The sequence below is a fragment of the Campylobacter sp. RM9333 genome, assembly GCF_020137705.1.
Classification (GTDB): domain Bacteria; phylum Campylobacterota; class Campylobacteria; order Campylobacterales; family Campylobacteraceae; genus Campylobacter_E.
In genome coordinates this window covers 61,278-84,804 of sequence record NZ_JACGAY010000001.1, presented here as the reverse complement: position 1 = coordinate 84,804, position 23,527 = coordinate 61,278, and the positions used below count along the sequence as shown (strand labels likewise).

Below are 23,527 nucleotides of genomic sequence, written 5' to 3'. Positions count from 1 at the left end.
TTTATTCTCCTTTAAAAATAATTTTTCCATCACAAATTGTAAGCTCTACTTTTGAGCTTAATACACTTCCCAAATAAGGCGTATTCTTGCCTAAACTAACGATTTCATCTTCTTTTAATTCCCAAGTTTTATCTAAATCAATTACTACAATATCAGCTATCGAACCAACTTTAAGCTCCCCTGCATTTTCTAAATTAAATATTTTTTTAGGATTAGTGCTAAAAGCGTTTAGAATTGTCTCAAGTTTTACTAAATTAGTTTTTACTAATTTTGTATAAAGCAATGAAAACGCAAACTCACTTCCTATAATTCCAAAATAAGCCTTATTAAATCCACCTTGCTTTTCATCTTTTGAATGTGGTGCATGATCTGTTGCTATTACTTCAATTATGCCTTCATTTAAAGCATTTATTAAATAATCTCTATCAGCTTTGCTTCTTAAAGGCGGATTCATCTTCCACATTCCATTATCTTCTTTAATATCTTCATCACAAGAAATTAAATGATGTGGAGTTACTTCGCAACTTATATTTACTCCAAGTTTTTTGCCAAACTCAACCATCGCAACACTTTCTTTAGCACTTATATGGCATACATGATAATTTGAATTGCATTCTTTACAAAGCAGCATATCTCTTGCAACTTGCACGCTCTCGCTTGAACTTGAAATTCCTTTAATTCCTAATTTTTTAGACTGAACTCCATCGTGCATATGACCGCCTTCAACTAGGTCTAAATCTTCGCAATGTGCAATTACATATTTATTTAATTTCGCACATTCTTTCATTGCATCTTTCATAATTTTTGCATTTGCAACACCTCTTCCATCATCGCTAAACGCAAAAACAAAAGGAGCTAATTGGCTAAAATTAACTAAGCTTTGACCTTTTTCTTCCATAGTAATAGCTCCATAAGGAAGAACTTTCATACAAGAATCTTTTTGAATTAAATCTAATTCAAGTTTTAAATTCTCTAAAGTGTCAGGCACAGGTTTTAGATTTGGCATAGCACAAGCTGTAGTAATTCCACCTTTTGCATTCGCCATTGAGCCTGTTTTTATGCTCTCTTTGTGTGAATATCCTGGCTCTCTTAAATGCTGATGAATATCAACAAAACCCGCACTAACAAGCTTACCTTTAACATCAATTATTTCTCCACTATAATCAATATTAGGAGCTATTTTTACTATTTTTTTACCTTCAATTAAAATATCAGTTTTAACAAATTTATTATCTATAAATGCGTTACAATTTTTAAGAAGCATTTTAAATCCTTTCATACACATAATCAAGTATTGCCATTCTAGCAAATACACCATTACTCATTTGAGTAAAAATCTTTGATTTTTCACATTCAACCAAACAACTATCAATCTCTACTCCACGATTAATTGGGGCTGGGTGCATTATGATTGCATCATTTTTTAATCTTTTATAATTATTAGTTGTAAGTGCAAAAGATTTTCTATATTTTTCTAAATCTAATTCGTTTTTATCGTGTCTTTCGTGTTGAATGCGTAAAAGCATACAAACATCAACCTCATCTATAATTTCATCTAATTTATAGTATTCATTATAAGAATTATCTTGATAAATAGGAGGTGCAGCTAAAAATACTTTAGCTCCAAGTCTTTCAAGCGCATCTTTATTTGATTTTGCTACACGAGAATTTTTTATATCTCCAACTATTGCTATTTTTAAACCATTAAAAGTATTAAAATGCTCATAAATCGTTACTAAATCAAGCAAACATTGAGATGGGTGTGCTCCACTTCCATCACCTGCATTAACCACTTTAGCATTAAGTCCTACTAAATCATCAAAATAATTATTTTGTTTATGTCTAATTACTAAAACGCTAGTTCCAAGACTTTCAAAAGTCTTACAAGTATCATATAAACTCTCGCCTTTATTTACACTTGAACTACTAGCAGAAAAATTAAGCACTCTAAAGCCAAGCTTAAGCTCAGCAACTTCAAAACTTGTCCTTGTTCTTGTAGAATCTTCAAAAAATAAATTAGCTATGATTTGATTTTCATAATTTTTAAAAAAGCCATCGTGTTGTTTGTAATACAAAGCTTTTTTTATAAGCGTATAAAAATCATCATTGCTAAGATTTTTAGTTGTTAAATAATCACGCATTGTCCTTCTCCCACGAGAGTAAGGCCTAACCGCCATTAGAAAACAATTTTAAATAAAGGGGATTGTATAAGTGAAGTTCAAAAAAATCTGTCAATAATAATATTTTAAACTTAAAATAAAATTAATTTTTATAAATTTTAGTAAAAATATATTTTAGGAATTTAAATTCCTAAAATATTTAATTCTCTCTAAAGAATTTTTGTGCCATTTGATTGGCTTTTGCTTTATCACGACCTTTTTTAAAGCTTTTATAAATTCCACTTACATAGTTTTCAAAAGTTTCTTGAGAATCAAGAGCCTTTTCATCTTTTTCTATCTTGGTATAAATTCCATTCTCATCAAGCGTGTAAGCTAATTGATTATCACTTAATTGAAGTCTTAAAATCTCTGCTAATTTAGCGTGCAAACTCTCATTTAATATAGGTGTCATTAGTTCAAGCCTACGCTCAAGATTTCTTGGCATCATATCAGCACTGCTTATATAATATTGTGGAGTTGCGTGTTTAAAATAAAAAATCCTAGCGTGTTCAAGATATTTTCCAACTATACTTCTTACTCTTATATTTTCGCTAAATCCTTTAAGATTTGGTTTAAGACAACAAATCCCACGAACTATTAAATCAATGCTTACACCTTTGTTTGACGCTTCATAAAGTGCTTTTATAATGTCTTCATCAACAAGCGAGTTCATCTTCATTATAATTTCACCCTTTTTACCTGCTAGGCTTTCAGTTTTTATCATTTTTAAAATCTGCTCTTTTATCTGAAATGGGCTCATTGATAGAGTTTTTAAGCGTTTATTTTTGCAATAACCTGTAAGTATGTTAAAAAACGCTGTAATATCAGTATTTGCTATATCAAAATTAGATGTAAAAAAGCTAATATCAGTATATACTTTAGCAGTTGCTGCGTTATAATTACCCGTGCCTAAATGTGCGTAGAATTTAAGCGTGCCATCATCTAATTGGCGAATTACTTGAGTAATTTTTGCATGCACTTTAAACCCTGCTATTCCATATACTACATGAGCTCCTGCGTTTTCTAATTCTTTTGCCCAATAAAGGTTATTTTCTTCATCAAAACGAGCCTTTAATTCAACCATAACCGTAACTTGCTTTCCATCATTAGCTGCGTCCATTAAAGCCTTAATAATTTGCGAGTTTTTTTCTAAGCGATATAGGGTCATTCTAATTGATATTACTTTTGAATCCTTGCTAGCTTCTTTTATAAAACTTGCAACTGGGTCAAAACTCTCATAAGGCTGGTAGCATAAAATATCTTGCTTATCAATTACTTCAAATATACTTACATTCTCATCAAATGGTGGCAAAATCTTAGGCACATAAGAAGCATTGCATAAATAACTTAATTGCTTATTATTTACGATTTGTAGCATTGATGATAGGGCTAATGGGGTTTTGTATTCGTAAATATCTTTATTAAATACTTTTAAATGTATGCTTAAAAAGTTTTTAATCTCTTCACTAGCACCGCTTTCAATTTGAATTCTAACATAAGCACCTTTTCTTCTAAGTTTTAAGCCTTGCTCAAGTAGCATCATAAAATCATCTGCTTCTTCTTCCTCAATTATAATATCAGCATTCCTAGTTACTCTAAAAGCTGCACTTTCTACCATAGTAAAACCTGGGAAAATATCTTCTAAATGCTCTTTTACCACGCTTTCAATAGGAACGAAAAGCCCCCTATCAGCTTCAAAAAATCTAGGCAATACTCTAGGAATTCTAACCATAGCGAATTTATCGTGCTTTTCATCTTCGCTTTTTAACTTAACAGCTAGTGAGAAAGATAGATTATTAAGTGGCGGAAATGGGTGCGTTGAATCTACTGCAATAGGAACAATTACTGGCATTATGGTGCTAAAGAAATATTCTTTAGCTTTGCCTTTTTGATTTCTTGTTAAATCATTATAAGTTTTAAGCTCCACACCCACTTTTGCTAATTCGCTCATTATAGAAAAATAATTTTGTTCTAAAGTGTCTTTTTCTGCGTGTAAATATTCACGAATAGCGTTTAATTGCTCTAATGGTGGTAGTTCATTTTGTGGCACTACTCCTGCTGCAAAAAGTTGCTTAAGTCCAGCAACTCTAATCATATAAAACTCATCTAAATTCGTGCAATATATACTAATAAATCTTAATTTTTCTAATAAAGGTATTTTTTTATTGCACTGATCAAGCACCCTTGAATTAAATTTAAGCCACGATAATTCTCTATTAAAAACCAATTCCTTCTTCATTAATTATCCTTAATTTATAAAACCACTTGCTACTACTAAATCACCTTGATAAAATACTGCTAATTGTCCTTTTGCTAAAGCATATACGCTTTCTTCTAATAATACTTTTTTTTCATTTTTTAGCAATTTACAAGGCACTTCTTTAGTGTTATATCTGATTTTTACCTTGCAATCAATCTCATCAAAATCACAAAAAGCATTTACATTTTTTAATTGAAATTCTTTTACAAATAATTCTTCTTTTGAACCTACTATTATTACATTTTCTTTCGCATCAATTTCTAATACATAATGTGGAGTTAATGCACCTTTTACACTAAAACCACGCCTTTTACCGATAGTATAGTGCATATAGCCTTCGTGCTCTCCTACAACTTCGCCCTTAGTATTTTTTACTAAGCCTTTTTGATTAACTTTTACATAATCTTTTAAAATATCGGTGTAATTTGTGGTTACAAAACATATTTCAGAGCTTTCTTTTTGTTCGCTGATTGATTTTAACATAGGGATTTTTAGTGCTTGTTCTTTTATGTCTTTTTTAAATTTATCCCCTAGTGGAAAAAGCACATCATTTAGACTTTCTTTATTTACATTTGCTAGAAAATATGTTTGGTCTTTGCTTAAATCTACGGCTTTTTTAAGCATATTGTTTTCTATTTGAGCGTAATGTCCTGTTGCTAACTTTGCATTTTTGCTTTTAGCATAGTCTAATAATGCTCCTAGTTTTATTTTTTGATTGCATAAAGCACAAGGATTTGGAGTAAGTCCATCTTCATAAGTCTTAATAAATGGATTAAAAACTGCTTTGCTAAATTCATCAGTAAAATCAATAATATCATAAGAAATTCCTAAAAAATCAGCCACTCTTTGTCCATTTTCTATATTTTTTTCGTGATAGTTTAAACGATTGTGTAATTTCATATAAACACCACTTACATTAAAACCTTTTTCTTTAAGCATAAGAGCTGTATAAGAGCTATCAACCCCACCACTCATTGCTAAAACTACATTCATATAATTTCCTTTCCATCTAAATACATATTTTTTATTTTATTCGTTCTTAAAATTATTTGAGCTAATACATTATCCTTATCATAGCCAAAATCATCTAGCAAGATAAAATCTGCCTTAGCGCCATTACTTAATGGCTTTAAGCCATTTAAAAATAAATGAGAATTATCAAAACAAGCCGCCTTATAAATTATGTAAGCTAATTCGTTTAATTCAAATTCATTATGAGTAAATATAAAAGCTCTTAGCTCATCAAACATATTTAAACTATTATTTGAGCTAAGCCCATCTGTGCCTATGCTAAGATTTAAATCATTTGCTAAAAGATTTTTAAGCTTAATTGCACGAGAGCCTAAAAATCTATTTGATTTAGGACAAGTCGTAATTATATGATGAGATTTAAAAATACTAAAATCATCAACATAATTACAATGAGTAAAAATAGCTCTTAAATCATCAAATCCACTTAAAAAATCCTTAGTAATTAAACTAGGATTAAATCTAGCTAAATAATTGCTTAAAGCGTTACTTTTGCCTTGCAAATACTCCTTTTCATAAGCACTTTCTAAAAAATGTGTGCTGATTAATAAATCATTTTTCTTAGCAAAATTAAGTGCGTATTCATAAGTCTTATCGCAAATTGAATAAGGACTATGTAATGATATATGGTTATTAAGGTTTGAAAATCTTGAAAATCTCTCTTCAAAACTCTTAATATTGTTTTTTAAAGTTTCATCATTAGCACCTAAAATCTCGTGAAAGATAATGCTTTTTATCTTGCTATTTGATAGAATTTCTAGGTTTGCTCCAAAACTTGAAATTTCGCCTAGATACCCTACCCCACTTTGCATTAGAATTTCAATTTGTCTATTAATCTCTTTACTTAATAAATCTTTATTTATCGCTTCACGATTTTTGATAATACTCTCAAGCCATTTTGCAAAATCTCCATAATAAAGCTTAGATAGACAAAACTCTAAATGTGAATGCAAATTGCACAATACAGGGCTTAAAATATATTCGCTTTTATCAATTATTTGAGCGTTTTTGTATTCACTTAAAGCCTTGTTAAAATCACATATTTTAATAATCTCTTCATCAAATACTAAAGCTTTATTAGTTTGTAAAAATTCATCTTGGCTAAAGTCTAAAATAGCCTTAGTTTTCATAATTTTAATCATTTTTTTCCTTTATGAAATATTACGAAACTTTTTTTAATAAATGTTGTTAAAAATATCAAATCGGATAATAAAAATCCTTTTTAGATAAAATTTAATCCATAATTTAAATTCTTTTGATTAAAAATATGTATTAAAGCTTAATAAAATCACCAATTTTAAAGTATTGCTCATAATATTCAGATAATTTTAAAACCCCTTCATTACCCATTACTAAGGCACTATCATTATGAATTTTAAGGGCAGAACCATATGGCAGAGCAAAAACAGAAGAATTTTGATTTAGCTTAAAATATTCATAAAGCTTCATTGAATATTCCCTATCTTGAGGGATATATTCAGTGATTATTTGGTATTTTAAAATACCTAAAGCTTGCAAATTACTAGGATATAATATAGGTAAATCATTACAAGTTTTAATATCTTCTGATAATACACTAGCCCCAGCACCCCAACCAGCATAGGTTATAGAATTTTCTATTTTATCTTTTAAAATATCTAATAAATTTAGCTTTTGTAATCTATGCAAAAGAACAAATAAATTACCGCCACTTACTAATATCCCATCGCTATCGTTTAATATATTAATAGGGTCATTGTGTATAGAAACTATTTTTGAGTTTATTTTATTTTTAAGAGTTTTTTCGTATTCATCAAATCCATCAATTACTTGAGCATAAGGAACTAGAGCTATTTGTTTAGTTTTAGCAAAAAAATCATTTAATATACTAGCACACCAATCAAAAGAATCTAAGTTTTTATATCTATCACTGCTTAATAATAAAATATTTCTCATACTATTTTCCTTTTAAAACTCATATCTATAATTAATCATACTTGTATAATTTAAACTATCATAAAAATTATGATTTGAATTTTGCTTATCATAAATCAAAGCGAAACTCAAAGATTGATTATAATCTAATTTATAATCAAAAATACTAGAAATAACTATTTCATTATCTTTTCTTTTTGAATAATAAGATGAATCAACCTTTTTATAAATTGTATGATTATAACCAAAACTTGGCTTAAAACTAACTTTATTTAATATAGGAATAATAGCCCCGATTTTTATACCATAATTTTTAAAATCAGAATTAGCACTAAAACTATCTTTTGCATTTTCTAAATCATAATTTAAATTAAAATAATAAATATTATCATTATATGCAAAAACATTATTAAGACCTAAAGAATGATGAATAAAATTAGAATCTTTATCCATACTATCAGCAAATATTCCTTTAGATAAATCATAAGAAATTAAATATAAATAATTATCATTTACATTATTTTCATAATTAATACCCATATTTAAGCTATGCAAAAACGCAGCTCTTCTAAGTAATACAAAATCATAACTAGCATTTAGAGTAATTTTGTGATTATCCCTTACATAGCTTGGATTAATTGCTAATGTTAATACATTTAAATCAGGATAATTTTCGCTTTTATTTTTTAAATATTTTTTATTATTTAAACTCGCATAAAGCTCTGCAAAATAATTATTTCCTAAATCTAAATTATAAGCACCATCTATATTAAAATTAAAACTTAAAGAACCACTTGCTTTTTCATTTTTAAAATTTCTAATCTTCTCACCAACAAAATCAGTGAAATTATCATTGCCATAAAGCGGGTTTGTATCATAAGCAAAACCCAAATTAAGCCCTATAAAATAAGGCTTAGCAACTTCTTTTGTCAAATTATCTAAATTATTTAGCATATTATTAATTCTAACTTTTTGAGTAGAACTTAAATCCAAATTATTTAGCATATAATTTAATTCATCTCTCATAAGCTCTGGATTATTATTTTCATAATATAAATTAGCTATTGAAAATCTAGCTTCAATATTGTTTTCATTAATAATTAAAACCCTATCGTAAGCTGCAATTGCTTCTTTTGTATCTTTTAATTTTTCAGCACTTTTTGCCAAAATTAGGTTAAGTTTTTCATCACTACAATCAATCTCACATTGAGCTTTAGCTAATTCTAAAGCTTTTTTATAATTTTTCTTATTAAACTCATCTATATAATTAGCAAAAGCAAGAGAGCTTATTAAAAATGATAAAATAATCTTTTTTATCATTTTTGAACTCCGTAAGTAGAATTTCTTTGCCTATTGTTTTGATAGTCTTTACCATTTAAATATCCCTTATTTGCATAATTTATTTTATTTTGTATGCAATAAGTATTGCCATTACATATTTTAATAATATCTTTAGATATTGAATTAGTATCTAAATCCCTTATTCTTTCATTATTGTATTTATAATTATTTTTATAATCTTGATAATTTTTATTTTGATAATATTCTTGTTTTGCTTTTATCATTTCTTCTTTAGAATTTAAAAACTCATTAAAACTTTCGCTATTTTTATAAGATTGTTTAGTATTTACTTGACTTTCTTTACCTGTATTAATAGTTTCAAATTCCTTAGGCACTATCTTTTCAATCTTAATAACCTTATCATTATCAAATCTTAATTGATTTCCTGCTTGAACTAAAGAAGTTTTATTACCTACTTTAACATCTATTGCACCTTCTAAACAACCTACTTTATCAACCTTTCCAAGACTTCCAACAAACACGGTTCCTCTAATTCCAATCGTTGCTGTTTTTGCTTGAAATTCAAAATTCTTTCTAGCTATTTTTGAAATATTTCCCGATATTACCTTAAAATGCCCATTATTTACTTCAAGACTTACTTTTGATTTTTTACCATCAATTACATAATCTTTAATATTTAAAGTTGTATTTTTACCTAGCGTAACTATTGTATTATCTATGAATTTAATTTGTAATTTTGCATTATTTTTTGTGATTATTTTGTCATTTTCTTCTAAAATATCATTTGTTTTTGCAATTCTTTCTTTGTTGTCACTTAAAATTACAACATCTCCTCTTAATGTAACTATTTTTCCAATATTTGCGAAAAGTGAGCTTGCTAAAAACACAATTAAAGCTATTTTGTTCATATTTTCTCCTATTTTTATAATTTGATTACATTAAAACTACTTGGTTTTAATTTTTCTAATTTGATAATTCCTAAATTTTTATAGTGTAATCTCTCTCCTTTTTTTAAATTATATTTTTTACCGCCTACTCCAACTTCAATTTCTCCTGAAATACAATTAACAAAACCATTATTAACATCTCCACTAAATCTAGTTCCACGAATGCCAATGGTCGCTGTATTTGCTTGGAAAGTAAAGTTTTGTCTAGCTAGCTTAGAAATCTCTCCACTTACTAAATCGTAGCTTCCTTTTTTAGCTTTCAAATTCACTTTAGAATTTGCTCCATTAATTAAATATTTATTGATTTGTAAAGTTGAGTTTTTACCTAAAGTAAGAGTAGTATTATCTATAAATTTTATTTGAACTTTTGCATTATTTTTAGTAAGAATAATATCGTTTTCTAATAGCTCATAATTTTTATGATTTACATTAATTGTTGATTGATTTCTTAAAACCTCAACATCTCCTACATAATTTACAATACTTCCAACATTAGCAACTAATGAAATTGAAAAAAACACCAATAAAAGCAAAATACGCATAATAAGTCCTTTTTTAAGATTTAATCAGTGATTTTATGATATTAACTTTAATTATAAATTAAAAATATATTAAATAAAAAATATAATCAAAAGTAAATTTTATTTATAAAATAATAAATTTATAAATAATTCATCACAATAATTTTTATCTTATTGTGATGAAAGAAGATTAGAAGTTATATCTATATACTAGGTTAAAGCTATAATCTATGTTTAGATTACCACCGAATGTTTTTTCAAATTCTAAACCTATATTTGAACGATTATTTAGTCTGTAAGAGCTTGATAAATTAACAAATACTCTTGAATCTCTTTTACCATTATTAATACTTATAGTATCTAAATCTTTTATAGTTTTCTTAGAATTATTTACCAAATCGCTAGCAAGTCCAACGCCTGCTCTAAGTGATAAATCATTTTTATTAAAACCTGTAAAAATAGCTGTTTTTAAATTAAGTGGGATAAAAGAATCTGATTGTAAATATAATTTTTTATCACTGCTTGTTAATTCTTGCTTACTTACATAACCTGTTATTAATTCAATTTGTGGTTCTAAATAAAAATTATTAAAATCTTTTCTATATCCAATCTCAGCACTAGCTAAAAAAGTATAAGAATTATTTGGTTTTAAAGAATTTGTAACTTCGTTTTGATTTTTAACATATAAATTAAAATCATTTTTATAATTTATATATTTTGCTATTACATCAAAATACAATCCATTATCATATATAGTGCTAGAGTATGCTCCAAAACCATAACCTTTTATACTGCCATCTAAATTATCACTTAAACTATATTTACTAGCATTAAAAATAAGCCCTGTGTAATTTACATAATTATTGCCTTGATTTAATTTATCAGCACCTAATTGCATTTCATAAAACTTAGTCTTGTTTGCGTGTTCGTAAGAGCTTTGACCTGTATAAGCTCTAAACCAAATTCCAGCATTTGCATCTGTGTTATTTCTTAATTCCCCCATTCTTTTTTGCAAGTTATTCCATTCTAACACATAGCTAAAAAATACTTGATTTAACGAACTATCAATCATTTGTGTAACTTCTTTATTTTCTTGAACGAAGAAATAATCTTTAACACTAGGCTTATTTAAATCATCGTTAGGTTTAGGTTCTGGCTTTGTTTCTGGCACAATAGGAGTTGTATTTTCAATTTCTTCTTTATTTACCTTTACTAAATACCAATTAGCTTTGCCATTTTCATTAACAAACTCAACATTAGGTGTATAAATACTGATATTTTCTTTATAATCAAGTGCTTTTAAATAATCATTATTAATAGTATTGTTAGTATTTACAAGACTTGCTAATAAAAACTTATTAGCATTAGCTAAATCAGGTTTAATCATAAAAGTATTTTGCCCACCTAGTGTGCTTATACTTGATATTAGAGTATTGTTTAAACTAAACATAAAATTAGTCTTGCTAGCATTTAAATTAGCTACATTTATATTTGCATCAATATTTGCATTATTTAGCTTTAAAGTAGAATTATTATCTTCTGTGATTATAGAACCACTAAAATTAGAATTATTCATAATGCTAAGAGTTGAATTATTTTTTAATTTCACATTTGCAGTCACTTCAATATCTTTTGCAATTGAATTAAATTCATTAGCAAAAGAAGTAAATACTAAAGAGCTATTTATATGATTTGCATCGTATCTATCAAGATAAATCAAATTCTCTCCTATGCTAAGATTTGATTTATCTAAAGTAATATTACCTGATGTTAAATTGCTATGTTTTAATATTTTAAAGGTTGAATTACTTAGATTTATATTATTTATTTTGCTTGTTCTATTTTCGTATTCATCTTGAGTATTTGTATTAGGAGCAGTATTTACACCTAAAGAATTAGCTAAAGATTGATTTAGGAAATAAGAATGCTCTAAAGGATGACCTTGTAATATCGTAGTTCCACCATTTACACTTAATTCATCAGCTTTTATTTCTCCATCAAATACAAAAGTCTTAAAATTATTCAGTTTTAAATCAATATTATCGCTAATTTGTCCGTGATAAATACCTATATCATTAGTGTTATTTATACTTAGAGTTGATTTTTTAGAATTTGAATTAATAATCTTAGTTCTAAAATCATTTGCTTGAATTTTATCAAAACTCAAATCAACTCCATTTAAATCCAAATATCCACCATTAAAAACTAAATTAGCATTATTAATTTGATTTGCATTAGTTATTTTTAGCCCTGCATTGTTTAGAAGATAAATTGAACTAAACGCTTTATTGCTTGTATTTAAAATCGTTAGCCCTTCGCCACTTCTTAACCCACCTGCACTTTCTTTGCTAATTTCTAGCGTTCCTTTTCCCATTTTATGCAAATTATCATTAGCTGCTGTTTTTGCATTAAAATTAAGTGTCTTACCATCATCTATCACAACTCCACCCAATAAAACTTCTTCGCCATTTAAAGTAGAATTATCTTTAAAATAAAACACACTTGAGCCAAAATTCTCATTCTTATCTAGAGCAATACTTGCAGCTTTACTAAATACTAAATCTTTATTATTTTCATTATATTTATCTTTAATATTTGAATATATATCATTTGAATTATAAGAATTACCACTTAAAGTAGCAGTAAAATCATTCTTAAAATCATTAATTATAAAACTATTTATAAGAGCATATTTTGTATAAGAGCAAGTTGTATTATCATCACCACAATCGCTTCTACTAACTACTCCAATTACTAGCCATTCTTTTTTCAAATTATCCCATACATAAATAGCACTTCCGCTATCTCCTGGAGCTGAAGTATTTGAAAAATCAAGCCTTACATCTTTATAATAATCCTTTGCACTTAAATGTAAATATCCTGTTTCTATTTTGCTTTTATCTTCATCTACATATAAAACTCCGCCGGTTAAAAACTCTGAAGGATCAGCTACTTTTTTAGGAAAAATATTTGTATTAATATTACCAATTTTTTGAATTCCACTACCTGTTCTTGCATATACGCTAAATCTTTCTGGATTATTTAAAATTTCACCTTTTCCTATATTATCATCATCTTTTTCACCGCTTGTTTTAATATATTCTTTATAAGCATCAATATCCCACTCACTAGAGCTATTTTTATTAAAATACTTATCTTGATATATTACATTTTGGTCATTTTTTAAATTTTCACTAACATTTGTGTTTTTAAAATAAAATTCTTTATCAATTAGCTTTGCACTTTCATTGATATTTAATTTACTCATTTTAATTACAGCAAAATCTTTTAAATCATCAACTTGAACTAATTCACTACAAGATTTATTCCATTTAAAATAATCTTTAAAATTTGTATCACTTGCTACTACTTTTGATTTTACTAAGCCAAATTCATATTCTTTATCTTTTTTTATTAAATCATTTCTATATGTAGGACTAATCATATGAGCTGCAGTGATTGCAAAAGAGCCGCCTATATTAGTAAGCTCACCCATTAAATCTCCTGTAGTATTTGCTGCATTAAAACTTGGCATAGGAACTTTAAACTCAATAGTTTTTCCATAAATATCTGTAACTTCTATATTATTACCTACTTTAAATTTGCCTTTGTTATTTCCAAAATCTAAATAATCTTGATAAGCAAAATTAGGATTTACAACACCTGCAAATAAATTAACACTAAGTAAAATGGCACTATATTTGATTTTCATAGTGGCTCCTTATATTAAAATTATGTTTTATAATAATATCAATATACTTTAAATTCTCTTTAAAGAATAATTTTTATTAAAGGAAAAAATATGAAATTATTAAGCATAGCTTTAGAAAATTCTGCAAATTCTCATCTAAAACATATATTAAAAAAATTAGATAATATAGAATTATACGGGATTTATGATATTAATTTAAAAAATGAAATTCCTATTTTAAATTCTAATAATTATTGTGATTTTACAGAATTTAATGCTATGGGTTTTGTGCAGATTTTGCCACTTATTTTAAAAGCAAAAAAAGCTATAAAAGATTTGGTTCAAATAGCACTTAATGACAAAATTGAAAAGATTTTATTAATTGATTCTCCTGCTTTTAATATACCATTTGCAAAAGCCTTAAGAAAAGCAGGTTTTAAAGGCAAAATTATTTATTTTATCTTGCCACAAGTTTGGGCTTGGAAAAAAGGTAGGATTAAGGTGGTTGAGAGTTTATGTGATGAATTAGTTGGGATTTTGCCTTTTGAAAATCAGTATTTTAAAAAATCTCATTATTTTGGAAATCCAAGTAATGAAGCATTGAAAGATTATTTTAAAGAAAACTCAAATTCTAAAAAATTAATAGCCTTTTTACCAGGTTCAAGAAAAAGCGAAATCAAATCTTTAATGCCGATTTTTAGGAATTTAAAACAAGATTTTAAAGACTATGAATGCGTAGTTTGTGTGCCAAATTTTTTAAAAGATAAATTATATTTATATGGGGATTTAAGCGGCTTTACTATCTCATATGATACTAAGGCTACTTTAAAAGAATGCGAGTTCGCTTATATTTGTAGTGGGACTGCAAGTCTTGAAGCAGGGCTTATTGGAAATGCTTTTTGTTTATGTTATAAGGCTAAAATGATTGATTATTTCATAGCAAAAACTTTAGTAAAAATCAAATTTATTGGACTTTGTAATATTATTTTTGATAAGCTCAATTTGGGCGAATTTCATAAAGAATTCATTCAAAATTTAGATAAGACAGAGTTATTAAAAGCATTTGAAAATGCAAATAAAGATGAATTTTTAGAAAAATCAAAAAAATTAAGAGAATTAACTAAAGGTGAAATAGCAAATAATTTAGCAAAATTAATCAAGGAGTAATAATATGGAAATGATGACACAAAAAGGATATGAAAAATTATTTAAAGAATTAGAGCATTTAAAGGTAGTTGAGCGTCCTAATGTGGTAAAAGAAATTGATATTGCAAGGTCTCACGGAGATTTAAAAGAAAACGCTGAATATCACGCAGCAAGAGAAAAACAAAGCTTTTTAGAAGGCAAAATCGCAGAACTTAGCGAAATTTTAGCAAATGCTAAGATAGTAAATCCAGCAGAATTTAATCACGATAAAGTAAGATTTGGTAGCACGGTTTTGATAATGGATTTAAATACAGAAGAAGAAAAAACATTTAGCATAGTAGGAAATAGTGAAAGCGATTTAGATAAAGGTTATATTAGTATAAACTCACCTATAGCAAAAGCTATGATAGGTAAAGTTGAAGGCGATGAGTTTAATGTAGTATTACCTAAAGGTAAAGCTAGTTATGAAATACTTGAAATTTATTATAAAGAGCTTGATATTTAATGCTTGTATTAAAAGAAGGAGCAATTTTTATAGCCGATGTGCATTATGATAGCACTAGGCTTGATTTTGTAGATTTTATAGATTTTTTAAAAAAGACTAATCCACCACAAGTAATACTTCTAGGAGATATTTTTAATCTTTTAATAGGTGGAATTTCAAGTTGTAAAAACGATAATTTAGATATTATAAAAGCATTAGATGATTTAGCTTTAAAAATAGAAATTATTTATTTTGAAGGAAATCATGATTTTAATTTAACTAAGCTTTTTAACAATGTAAAAATCATTAAAAATCAACCAATTTTAGCAACTTATAACAATAAGATTTTTGCTATATCTCACGGAGATATATTCTTACCAATCATCACTCAAATAGCTTTAAGATTTTTAAGATTTAGCTTTGTAATTTTTATATTAAATTTATTAAATATTTTAAGTTTTGATAAAATTTATCAAAAGATTTGCAATCAACAAAAGGTAAAAAAGCTATATAAAAAATTAGATTTTTTTAAAAAATTAATGGAATTTAGAATTAAAAAATATAAAAGTTTTTTTATAAAAAAAGGCGTAAATATTGATTATATAATAGAAGGGCACTTTCATCAAGGAGATGAGTATTGCTTAGAAAATATAAAATATAAGAATTTAGAAGCTTTTGCAAATGACCGAAGTTTTTTTATACTAGAATATGGCTTTATAAAAAAATATAACTTACCCAGAAAGGAGTAAATATGGCAGAAGATAAAGTCTTAAAGGCTGATTCTAATGAAATGGAACTTGTAGATTTTCGTATCTATAAACAAGGACAACATAAAGTCTATGAAGGAATTTATGGAGTTAATGTTGCTAAAGTTAAAGAAATCATAAAAATACCTGCACTTACAGAATTACCAGGTGTTCCTGAATATATTGAGGGAGTATTTGATTTAAGAGGAGTTGTAATTCCTGTAATAAATTTAGCTAAATGGATGAATATAATTGAGCCAAAAGATATGGTATTAAAACCTAGAATTATTATTGCTGAATTTTCAAATATTATGATAGGTTTTATAGTTCATGAAGCAAAAAGAATTAGAAGAATTAATGCAAGTGATATTAGAGGTTCTGATTTTTCAACAAATACAGGCGGATTTGATAAAAGTCAAATAACAGGAATTGCTAAGATTGAAAATGATGAAGTTTTATTAATCTTAGACCTTGAAAGAATTGTTGAAGAGCTTGGAATTTACTCTCCAAAAATTGATATAGAAGAAAAAGAAATCAAAAAAATGACAGGAACAGCAGTTGTATTAGATGATAGCTCAACTGCTAGAAAATTAGTTCGCGATGCACTTGATAAAATGGGCTTTAAAGTAATTGAAGCAAAAGATGGTGTAGATGGACTTAATAAAATGAATGAACTTTATGAAGCATACAAAGGCGATATTGCTAATCAAGTAAAAGTTATTATTAGTGATGTTGAAATGCCACAAATGGACGGATTTCACTTCGCTTCAAGAGTTAGAGAAGATATTAGATTTAAAGGTATTCCAATTATCTTCAACTCATCTTTAAGTAATGAATTTTCAACTCTTAAGAGTAAAGATGTAGGTGGAGATGCCTTTTTAACCAAATTTGATGCTAATGTATTTTACAAAGAAGTATCAAGAGTAATTGAATCATATATTAAAAAGTAAGGAGCGTAGATATGGAAGATATGCAAGAGATATTAGAAGACTTCTTAGTAGAAGCTTTTGAATTAATTGAACAAATAGATCACGATTTAGTTGAGCTTGAGAGTAATCCTGAAGATTTAGAATTGCTAAACCGCATTTTCCGTGTTGCTCACACTGTTAAAGGAAGTTCAAGCTTTTTAAACTTTGATGTTTTAACAAAACTAACTCATCATATGGAAGATGTTTTAAACAAAGCTCGTCACGGAGAATTACTAATAACTCCTGATATTATGGATGTTGTGCTTGAATCAATTGATATGATGAAAGACTTATTACATTGTATTAAAGATAATGGCAATGATACAGCAATAAATATGGATATTAGCTCAATTTGTAGCCGTCTAACTGCAATTAGCGAAGGTAAAATTTTAAGCGAAGTTAAGGCTGAGCCAAAAAGTTTAGATGAGAAAATTGAAGAATTAATTGAAAAAGATTCAAATAGTAATGAAGAAGAAGTAGATGTAAATTCTTTAAGTGCTGATGAAGTAGAAGCTGAAATTGAAAGATTATTAAAACAAAGAAAAGCTGAAGATAAAGCAAGAAGAGAAGAGAAAAAACAACAAGAAGCAGTGGTAGAAACTAAAAAAGTTGAAAAAGTAGTTGAAACACCTGTTGAAAAACCAGTAGAAAAAATCTCTGAAAGAGCTAGTGAAAAACAAGATACAAAAGAAGCTAGAAATGCAAAACAAGCACCTGTAGCTGCTGATAAAGGCAATTCATCAAATATGGAGCAAACTATTAGGGTTGAAGTAAAAAGACTTGATAACCTAATGAACTTAATAGGCGAACTTGTATTGGGTAAAAATAGACTTTTAAAAATCTATGATGATGTTGAAGAAAGATATGAAGGCGAAAAATTCATAGAAGAATTAAATCAAGTTGTAAATCAATTAAGCGTAGTAACAACTGATATTCAATTAGCTGTAATGAAAACAAGAATGCAACCAATTGCAAAAGTATTTAACAAATTCCCAAGGGTTGTTAGAGATTTAAGCCGTGATTTAGGAAAACAAATTGAGCTTGAACTTGAAGGTGAAGAAACAGAACTTGATAAATCAATCGTAGAAGAAATAGGCGATCCTATTATGCATATGATTAGAAATTCTTGCGATCACGGAGTTGAATCAGCAGAAGATAGAATAGCAGCAGGCAAACCAGAAAGAGGAACGGTTCAGCTAAAAGCATACAATGAAGGAAATCACATAGTAATTGAAATAGCTGATGATGGTAAAGGACTTAATGCTGAAGTATTAAAAACTAAAGGTATTGAAAAAGGAATTATTAGCGAAAGAGAAGCTGATAATATGAGCGATAAAGAAGCTTATGGTCTTATATTTAAACCAGGATTTTCAACTGCTAAACAAGTAACAAATGTAAGTGGTCGTGGTGTTGGAATGGATGTTGTTAAAACAAACATTGATAAGCTAAATGGTATTATTGAAGTAGATAGCGAGTTAGGAAAAGGAACGGTTATAAAACTAAAAATCCCATTAACACTAGCTATCATTCAATCACTACTTGTAAAAACTCAAGAAGAATTCTATGCAATTCCACTTGCTAGTGTTCTTGAAACGGTAAGAGTTGCTATTGATGATATTTATACAATTGAAGGCAAAAATGTTTTAAGACTTAGAGATGAAGTTTTATCACTTGTAAGACTTAGTGATTTATTTGGAGTAAAACAAGTACTTGAAAATAGCGAACAAGCTTATGTAGTTGTTGTCGGTGCAGCAGCTTCTAAACTTGGAATTATAGTAGATACTTTAATAGGTCAAGAAGAAGTTGTAATTAAATCTATGGGATATTATTTACAAAATATCACAGGAATTGCAGGCTCAACCATTCGTGGAGATGGTAACGTTACATTAATAGTTGATGTTGGTGCAATGATGGATATGGCAAAAGATGTTAAAGTAGATATTAAAGCAAGTAGCGAAAGTGGTGCTAAAGTTTCAAAAGAAAAACCAAGTGATTATGTAGTTTTAGCTGTTGATGATTCTCAAATTGATAGAGGAATTATGAAAAAAGCATTAGAACCACTTGGAATTAAAGTAATTGAAGCAAGCAATGGTGTAGAAGCTTTAAATATAGTAAAAAGCGGCGAGCATTCAATAGATGGAATGCTAATTGATATTGAAATGCCAAGAATGGATGGTTACACACTAGCAGCAGAAATTAGAAAATATGCAAAATATAGAAATCTACCACTAATTGCTGTTACAAGTAGAACTAGCAAGAGTGATAGATTAAGAGGCGTAGAAGTAGGAATGACTGAGTATATTACAAAGCCTTATTCTTATGAATATTTAGAAAATGTAGTAAGAAAGAATTTAAAATTAGGATAATGTAATGGAAAGATTAAATCAAGTTTTAAATAGACAACAAGAACAAGTTAAAGGTGCTTCTGGTAGAGATGTAAAAGAAGAACAAATTAGACAATTAGTAGGATTTATGATTGATGAAGAAGAGTATGCAATTCCAATTCTAAGCATACAAGAAATCATAAAACCTATTGAATACACTAGAGTTCCTAGCGTTCCTGATTATGTATTAGGAGTATTCAATATGCGTGGTAATGTAATTCCATTAATTGACCTTGCAAAGCGTTTTGGCTTGGGTAGTTCAAAACATACTCAACATACAAGATATATAGTTTTAAAAGGTGAAGAAGGAAATATCGGTTTTGTTATTGATAAATTAACAGAAGCTATCAAAATTAAAGAAAGTAATATTGACCAACCACCTGAAACTTTACTTAAAGAAAAAGGTATGATTGATGGAATTGGCAAGCAAGAAAATAGTATTTTAACTATATTAAAAGTTGAAGCTTTAATGAAAAGGGATTTTTAATGAGTGGATATAGCATTTGGTGTGATTTTATTGAAAATAGTTTTTTAGATAATGAATTTTTACAAATGCTAGCTAGTGGCACTATAAATGGTGCTACTAGTAATCCTAGTATATTTAAAAATGCAATTACTACTTCAGCATATTATAAAGAAAGAATTAAGCAATTAAGTATAAAAAATAAAGAAGAATTATTTTTAACTCTAGCTTTAGAAGACATTAAAAAAGCAGCTATTAAAATGAGCTATTTATATGCAAAAGATAACAATAATGGTTTTATTAGTTTTGAAATAAATCCACTAAATAGCAATAATGCAGGTCTTAGTATTGCAGAAGGTTTAAAGATTGCTAATTTGATAAATATGCCAAATTTAATGATAAAAGTGCCGGCAACTAATGCAGGATATGAAGTTATGAATACATTGGCAAGTTATGGAATTAGCATAAATGCTACACTGATTTTTTCTTACGAACAAGCAAAAAAATGTAATGATGCAATAGCACAAGGTATGAAAAAATATAAAGCAAAAAATCCTAATGGAATAATTAATAAAGGTGTAGTTAGTATTTTTGTAAGCAGAGTTGATAGCTTATTAAATAATAGATTTAGCGTTAAAAACCAAATAGGAATTCAAAACGCAATTTATTCAGCATCTAAAGTAGATAGTGAAAATATAAGAGCTTTATTTGCAAGTACAGGAACAAAAAGTAATGATTTAAGTAAAGATTATTATTTAAAAGAACTAGAATTTAATAACACTATAAATACAGCTCCAATTAATGCTATAAATGCCTATAAACCTAGTAAAACTATAAAGAATTTAAATCAAGAAATAATTTCAAATTCAAAAGATTTTATATTCTCAACTATAAACGAAATTGAGTATAATGCCGCTTGCAAAAAACTTTTAGAAGATGGATTAATCCAATTTGAAAAAGCATATATAGATATTTTAGAAAGTCTTTAAAGGTTATTAATGGAAATAGATTTAGAAAATATTCGTTGGGAATTAAGAGATAATTTAGATGGTTGGTTAAATACCTTAATTGAAGTTGGTGGAAGTGATTTACACCTTAGCTCAAACCTAAATCCAAAAGGTAGAGTAAATGGAGAAATTAGCGAAATAGCACCTGATATTATATCAAGAGAAGATATGTTAGATTTATGTAAAGCCCTAACAAGGGGAGATTTTACAAGATTTGTAGATAATAAAAATATAGACTTCTCTTATGAGCCTAAAAATAAAGATAAATTTAAATACAAAGGCTCTTTTCGTGTGAATTTATTTTTTACAATGAATGGACCTAGTGCTGTTTTTAGAACAATCCCTGATACTATGCCAAGTTTTGAAGCATTAAAACTGCCAGAAGTTATTAAAGATATAACAACAACAGAAACAAGAGGATTAATATTAGTTACAGGACCAACTGGTAGTGGTAAAACAACTACACTTGCTTCAATCATTGAATATATTAATCAAAACTACCATAGACATATTATCACTATTGAAGACCCAATTGAATTTAAATATAAACCTGCAAAATCAATAGTAAATCAAAGAGCTATAGGACAAGATGCTTTAAGCTTTCAAGATGCACTAAGAGCAGCTTTAAGGGAAGACCCTGATATTATTCTAGTAGGTGAGATGAGAGATTTAGAAACCATTGAAGTAGCAATGCACGCAGCAGAAACAGGACACTTAGTTTTAAGCACACTTCACACAATTAATGCACAAGAAACATTAAATAGGGTTTTAGGAATGTTCCCTAAAGAAGAGCAAAACAGAATTAGAAGTTCATTTTCTGGAGTATTAAAGGCTGTTATTTCTCAAAGATTATGTAAAACCACAGATGGAAAAAGAACAGCTGCTATTGAAGTTTTAAGAGGAAATGAGCGTATAAAAAGACTTATTTTAGAAGGTAGAGAAAACTCAATAGGCGATGTATTAAAAGAAGGCACAATGAAAATGCAAAGTTTTGACCAACATTTGCTAATGCTATATAAATCAGGAAGAATTACAGAAGAAGAAGCGTATGATAAAGCAAGTAATGCAAATGACTTGAAAGTATTAATTGATGGTTATAAATTTGGAGAAGCTAAAAAATCATCATCTAATGTAAGCACTGGTTTTCAATTTAAACTTGCTTCTCAAGAAGAATGATATTTTTATTAAACTTTTTATAGTATTATTCACACTTATTTTTTTTGAAAGGACATTTTATGTTAGAAGGACAAATTAGACAGAGTATTGGTAGAAAGTCAGCTAAAGCTGCTAGACAAGATGGTATGCTAATTGCTAATATCTATGGCAAAGGCGTTGAAAATATCCATGCGGTATTTAAAACAAACGAATTTATTAAAGAAGTTCGTAAAAAAGACGGATTAATTTTCCCTGTTAGTGTTGATGGTAAAACTTATGAAGTTGTAATTGTTGATTATCAACACCATCCAGTAACTAGCGAAATTAAGCACGTTGATTTAAAAATAGCACTAAAAGGTGTTGAGAGCTTTTATATGGTTCCAGTAAAAGTTGTAGGAACTGCAAAAGGTCTTAAAAATAAAGGTGTATTAATTCAATCAAAACGCCGCTTAAAAGTAAAATGTAAAGCAGAAAATTTACCTAATTTCTTTGAATTAGATGTAACTGATTTAGATGTTGGTGATGCTTTATTAGTAAGAGATATTAAAGTTGCTGATAATGTAAAAATTATTGACGCTGGTCGTGTAGCTGTTGTTGGAGTTGAAAAAGCTAGATGATTTTAGTAGTAGGCTTAGGAAATCCTGGCGAGAAATATGCAAATACTCGCCACAACCTAGGCTTTATGTTAATTGATAAATTACTTAACTCTTCTTATACTAAACAAAGTTTAAACTGCAATGGAGAACTTTATAAAAAACAAAATATATTACTACTTAAACCACTAACCTACATGAATAATTCAGGGGAAAGTGTAAAGAAAGTCGTAGATTTTTATAAACCAGAAAGAATAATTGTATGCCACGATGAAATGGATATAAATTTTTCTAAGCTAAAAATTAAAAAAGGTGGTAGTTCTGGTGGTCATAATGGATTAAAATCCATAGATAACTTTATAGGTAATGATTATGAAAGAATTAGATTAGGAATTGGAAAACCTGATTTAAAATATGAAGTTATTAATTATGTTCTTGACAATTTTAATGAAAATGAAAAAAAAGAATTAGAAAACTTCTTAAATTATTCAAAAGACGCTTTAGAATATCTTTTGGACAATGATATATTAAAGACTCAAAATAAATTTCATAATTAAACACTTTCAAATAATTAATAAAATCATTATTCTTAAATAATTAATAATACAAATATGTATTTAAATAGCCTAATATTTTAGCTATTGCAATTTTGCCAAGCTCATAAATAAATTACAATTTATAATAATCGTGGTATAGACTTAAAATAAATCATACTTAAAGCCTATTTAAAATGTTTATTTAAAAACAAAATTTTTCAA

The 23,527-nt window shown here is 27.6% G+C and carries 20 protein-coding genes; 10 read left to right on the top strand and 10 right to left on the bottom strand.

Features of this window, described 5'->3' with window-relative positions; translation table 11 throughout:
• Position 1: 1 nt before the first annotated feature.
• The 10 genes from AVBRAN9333_RS00425 to AVBRAN9333_RS00380 all read right to left on the bottom strand — a co-directional run bounded on the left by AVBRAN9333_RS00425 (position 2) and on the right by AVBRAN9333_RS00380 (position 13,844).
• The gene (locus tag AVBRAN9333_RS00425) at positions 2-1,264 is read right to left on the bottom strand and encodes a dihydroorotase (RefSeq protein ID WP_214149730.1); all 1,263 of its coding nucleotides are present in this window, start codon (positions 1,262-1,264) and stop codon (positions 2-4) included.
• Position 1,265: 1 nt separating this feature from the next.
• The gene (locus AVBRAN9333_RS00420) at positions 1,266-2,141 is read right to left on the bottom strand and encodes an aspartate carbamoyltransferase catalytic subunit (RefSeq protein ID WP_214120028.1); all 876 of its coding nucleotides are present in this window, start codon (positions 2,139-2,141) and stop codon (positions 1,266-1,268) included.
• Between the two features lie 178 nt (positions 2,142-2,319).
• Complete coding sequence (locus tag AVBRAN9333_RS00415) at positions 2,320-4,398, bottom strand: RNA degradosome polyphosphate kinase (RefSeq protein ID WP_336609235.1); 2,079 nt, start codon at positions 4,396-4,398, stop codon at positions 2,320-2,322.
• A gap of 9 nt (positions 4,399-4,407) precedes the next feature.
• Positions 4,408-5,412: a tRNA 2-thiouridine(34) synthase MnmA gene (gene mnmA / locus AVBRAN9333_RS00410; RefSeq protein WP_214149728.1), complete on the bottom strand. Its 1,005-nt coding sequence runs from the start codon at positions 5,410-5,412 to the stop codon at positions 4,408-4,410.
• On the bottom strand, positions 5,409-6,590 hold the full coding sequence (gene mqnF / locus AVBRAN9333_RS00405; RefSeq protein WP_336607912.1) for an aminofutalosine deaminase family hydrolase: 1,182 nt from the start codon (positions 6,588-6,590) through the stop codon (positions 5,409-5,411). Before mqnF ends, mnmA begins: the two co-directional genes overlap by 4 nt.
• Positions 6,591-6,720: 130 nt before the next feature.
• The gene (locus tag AVBRAN9333_RS00400; protein ID WP_214116644.1) at positions 6,721-7,383 is read right to left on the bottom strand and encodes a Type 1 glutamine amidotransferase-like domain-containing protein; all 663 of its coding nucleotides are present in this window, start codon (positions 7,381-7,383) and stop codon (positions 6,721-6,723) included.
• A gap of 12 nt (positions 7,384-7,395) precedes the next feature.
• Positions 7,396-8,682, bottom strand: a complete 1,287-nt coding sequence (locus AVBRAN9333_RS00395) for a porin family protein (protein WP_336608476.1) — start codon at positions 8,680-8,682, stop codon at positions 7,396-7,398.
• Entirely contained in the window at positions 8,679-9,572 is an 894-nt protein-coding gene (locus AVBRAN9333_RS00390; RefSeq protein WP_239802741.1) for a FecR family protein, read from the bottom strand. The genes AVBRAN9333_RS00395 and AVBRAN9333_RS00390 overlap by 4 nt, the downstream gene beginning before the upstream one ends.
• 14 nt (positions 9,573-9,586) lie before the next feature.
• Positions 9,587-10,153 (bottom strand): FecR family protein, encoded by a 567-nt coding sequence (locus AVBRAN9333_RS00385; RefSeq protein ID WP_214116637.1) that lies wholly within the window; start codon positions 10,151-10,153, stop codon positions 9,587-9,589.
• Between the two features lie 169 nt (positions 10,154-10,322).
• The gene (locus tag AVBRAN9333_RS00380) at positions 10,323-13,844 is read right to left on the bottom strand and encodes an autotransporter outer membrane beta-barrel domain-containing protein (RefSeq protein ID WP_336609234.1); all 3,522 of its coding nucleotides are present in this window, start codon (positions 13,842-13,844) and stop codon (positions 10,323-10,325) included.
• A 90-nt stretch (positions 13,845-13,934) separates the two neighbouring features.
• On the opposite strand from AVBRAN9333_RS00380, the gene AVBRAN9333_RS00375 reads away from it, so the two are divergent.
• Genes AVBRAN9333_RS00375 through pth form a run of 10 tightly spaced genes read left to right on the top strand, consistent with a single transcriptional unit; the run spans position 13,935 to position 23,326 of the window.
• Positions 13,935-14,990: a lipid-A-disaccharide synthase gene (locus AVBRAN9333_RS00375; protein WP_336609233.1), complete on the top strand. Its 1,056-nt coding sequence runs from the start codon at positions 13,935-13,937 to the stop codon at positions 14,988-14,990.
• 4 nt (positions 14,991-14,994) lie between these two features.
• Positions 14,995-15,474 (top strand): transcription elongation factor GreA, encoded by a 480-nt coding sequence (gene greA, locus AVBRAN9333_RS00370; protein ID WP_239802743.1) that lies wholly within the window; start codon positions 14,995-14,997, stop codon positions 15,472-15,474.
• On the top strand, positions 15,474-16,202 hold the full coding sequence (locus AVBRAN9333_RS00365; RefSeq protein WP_336607906.1) for a UDP-2,3-diacylglucosamine diphosphatase: 729 nt from the start codon (positions 15,474-15,476) through the stop codon (positions 16,200-16,202). Before greA ends, AVBRAN9333_RS00365 begins: the two co-directional genes overlap by 1 nt.
• A 2-nt stretch (positions 16,203-16,204) precedes the next feature.
• Entirely contained in the window at positions 16,205-17,149 is a 945-nt protein-coding gene (locus AVBRAN9333_RS00360; RefSeq protein ID WP_214120312.1) for a chemotaxis protein, read from the top strand.
• Positions 17,150-17,160: 11 nt separating this feature from the next.
• Positions 17,161-19,533: a hybrid sensor histidine kinase/response regulator gene (locus AVBRAN9333_RS00355; RefSeq protein WP_336609232.1), complete on the top strand. Its 2,373-nt coding sequence runs from the start codon at positions 17,161-17,163 to the stop codon at positions 19,531-19,533.
• Positions 19,534-19,537: 4 nt separating this feature from the next.
• The gene (locus AVBRAN9333_RS00350; protein ID WP_214116625.1) at positions 19,538-20,038 is read left to right on the top strand and encodes a chemotaxis protein CheW; all 501 of its coding nucleotides are present in this window, start codon (positions 19,538-19,540) and stop codon (positions 20,036-20,038) included.
• Positions 20,038-21,003 (top strand): transaldolase, encoded by a 966-nt coding sequence (locus AVBRAN9333_RS00345; RefSeq protein WP_214120314.1) that lies wholly within the window; start codon positions 20,038-20,040, stop codon positions 21,001-21,003. The genes AVBRAN9333_RS00350 and AVBRAN9333_RS00345 overlap by 1 nt, the downstream gene beginning before the upstream one ends.
• 9 nt (positions 21,004-21,012) lie before the next feature.
• The gene (locus AVBRAN9333_RS00340; protein WP_214116621.1) at positions 21,013-22,197 is read left to right on the top strand and encodes a type IV pilus twitching motility protein PilT; all 1,185 of its coding nucleotides are present in this window, start codon (positions 21,013-21,015) and stop codon (positions 22,195-22,197) included.
• 59 nt (positions 22,198-22,256) lie between these two features.
• Positions 22,257-22,793, top strand: coding sequence for a 50S ribosomal protein L25/general stress protein Ctc (locus tag AVBRAN9333_RS00335; RefSeq protein ID WP_214116615.1), 537 nt, complete (start codon positions 22,257-22,259; stop codon positions 22,791-22,793).
• Positions 22,790-23,326 (top strand): aminoacyl-tRNA hydrolase, encoded by a 537-nt coding sequence (pth, locus tag AVBRAN9333_RS00330; protein ID WP_214116613.1) that lies wholly within the window; start codon positions 22,790-22,792, stop codon positions 23,324-23,326. Before AVBRAN9333_RS00335 ends, pth begins: the two co-directional genes overlap by 4 nt.
• Positions 23,327-23,527 lie beyond the last annotated feature (201 nt).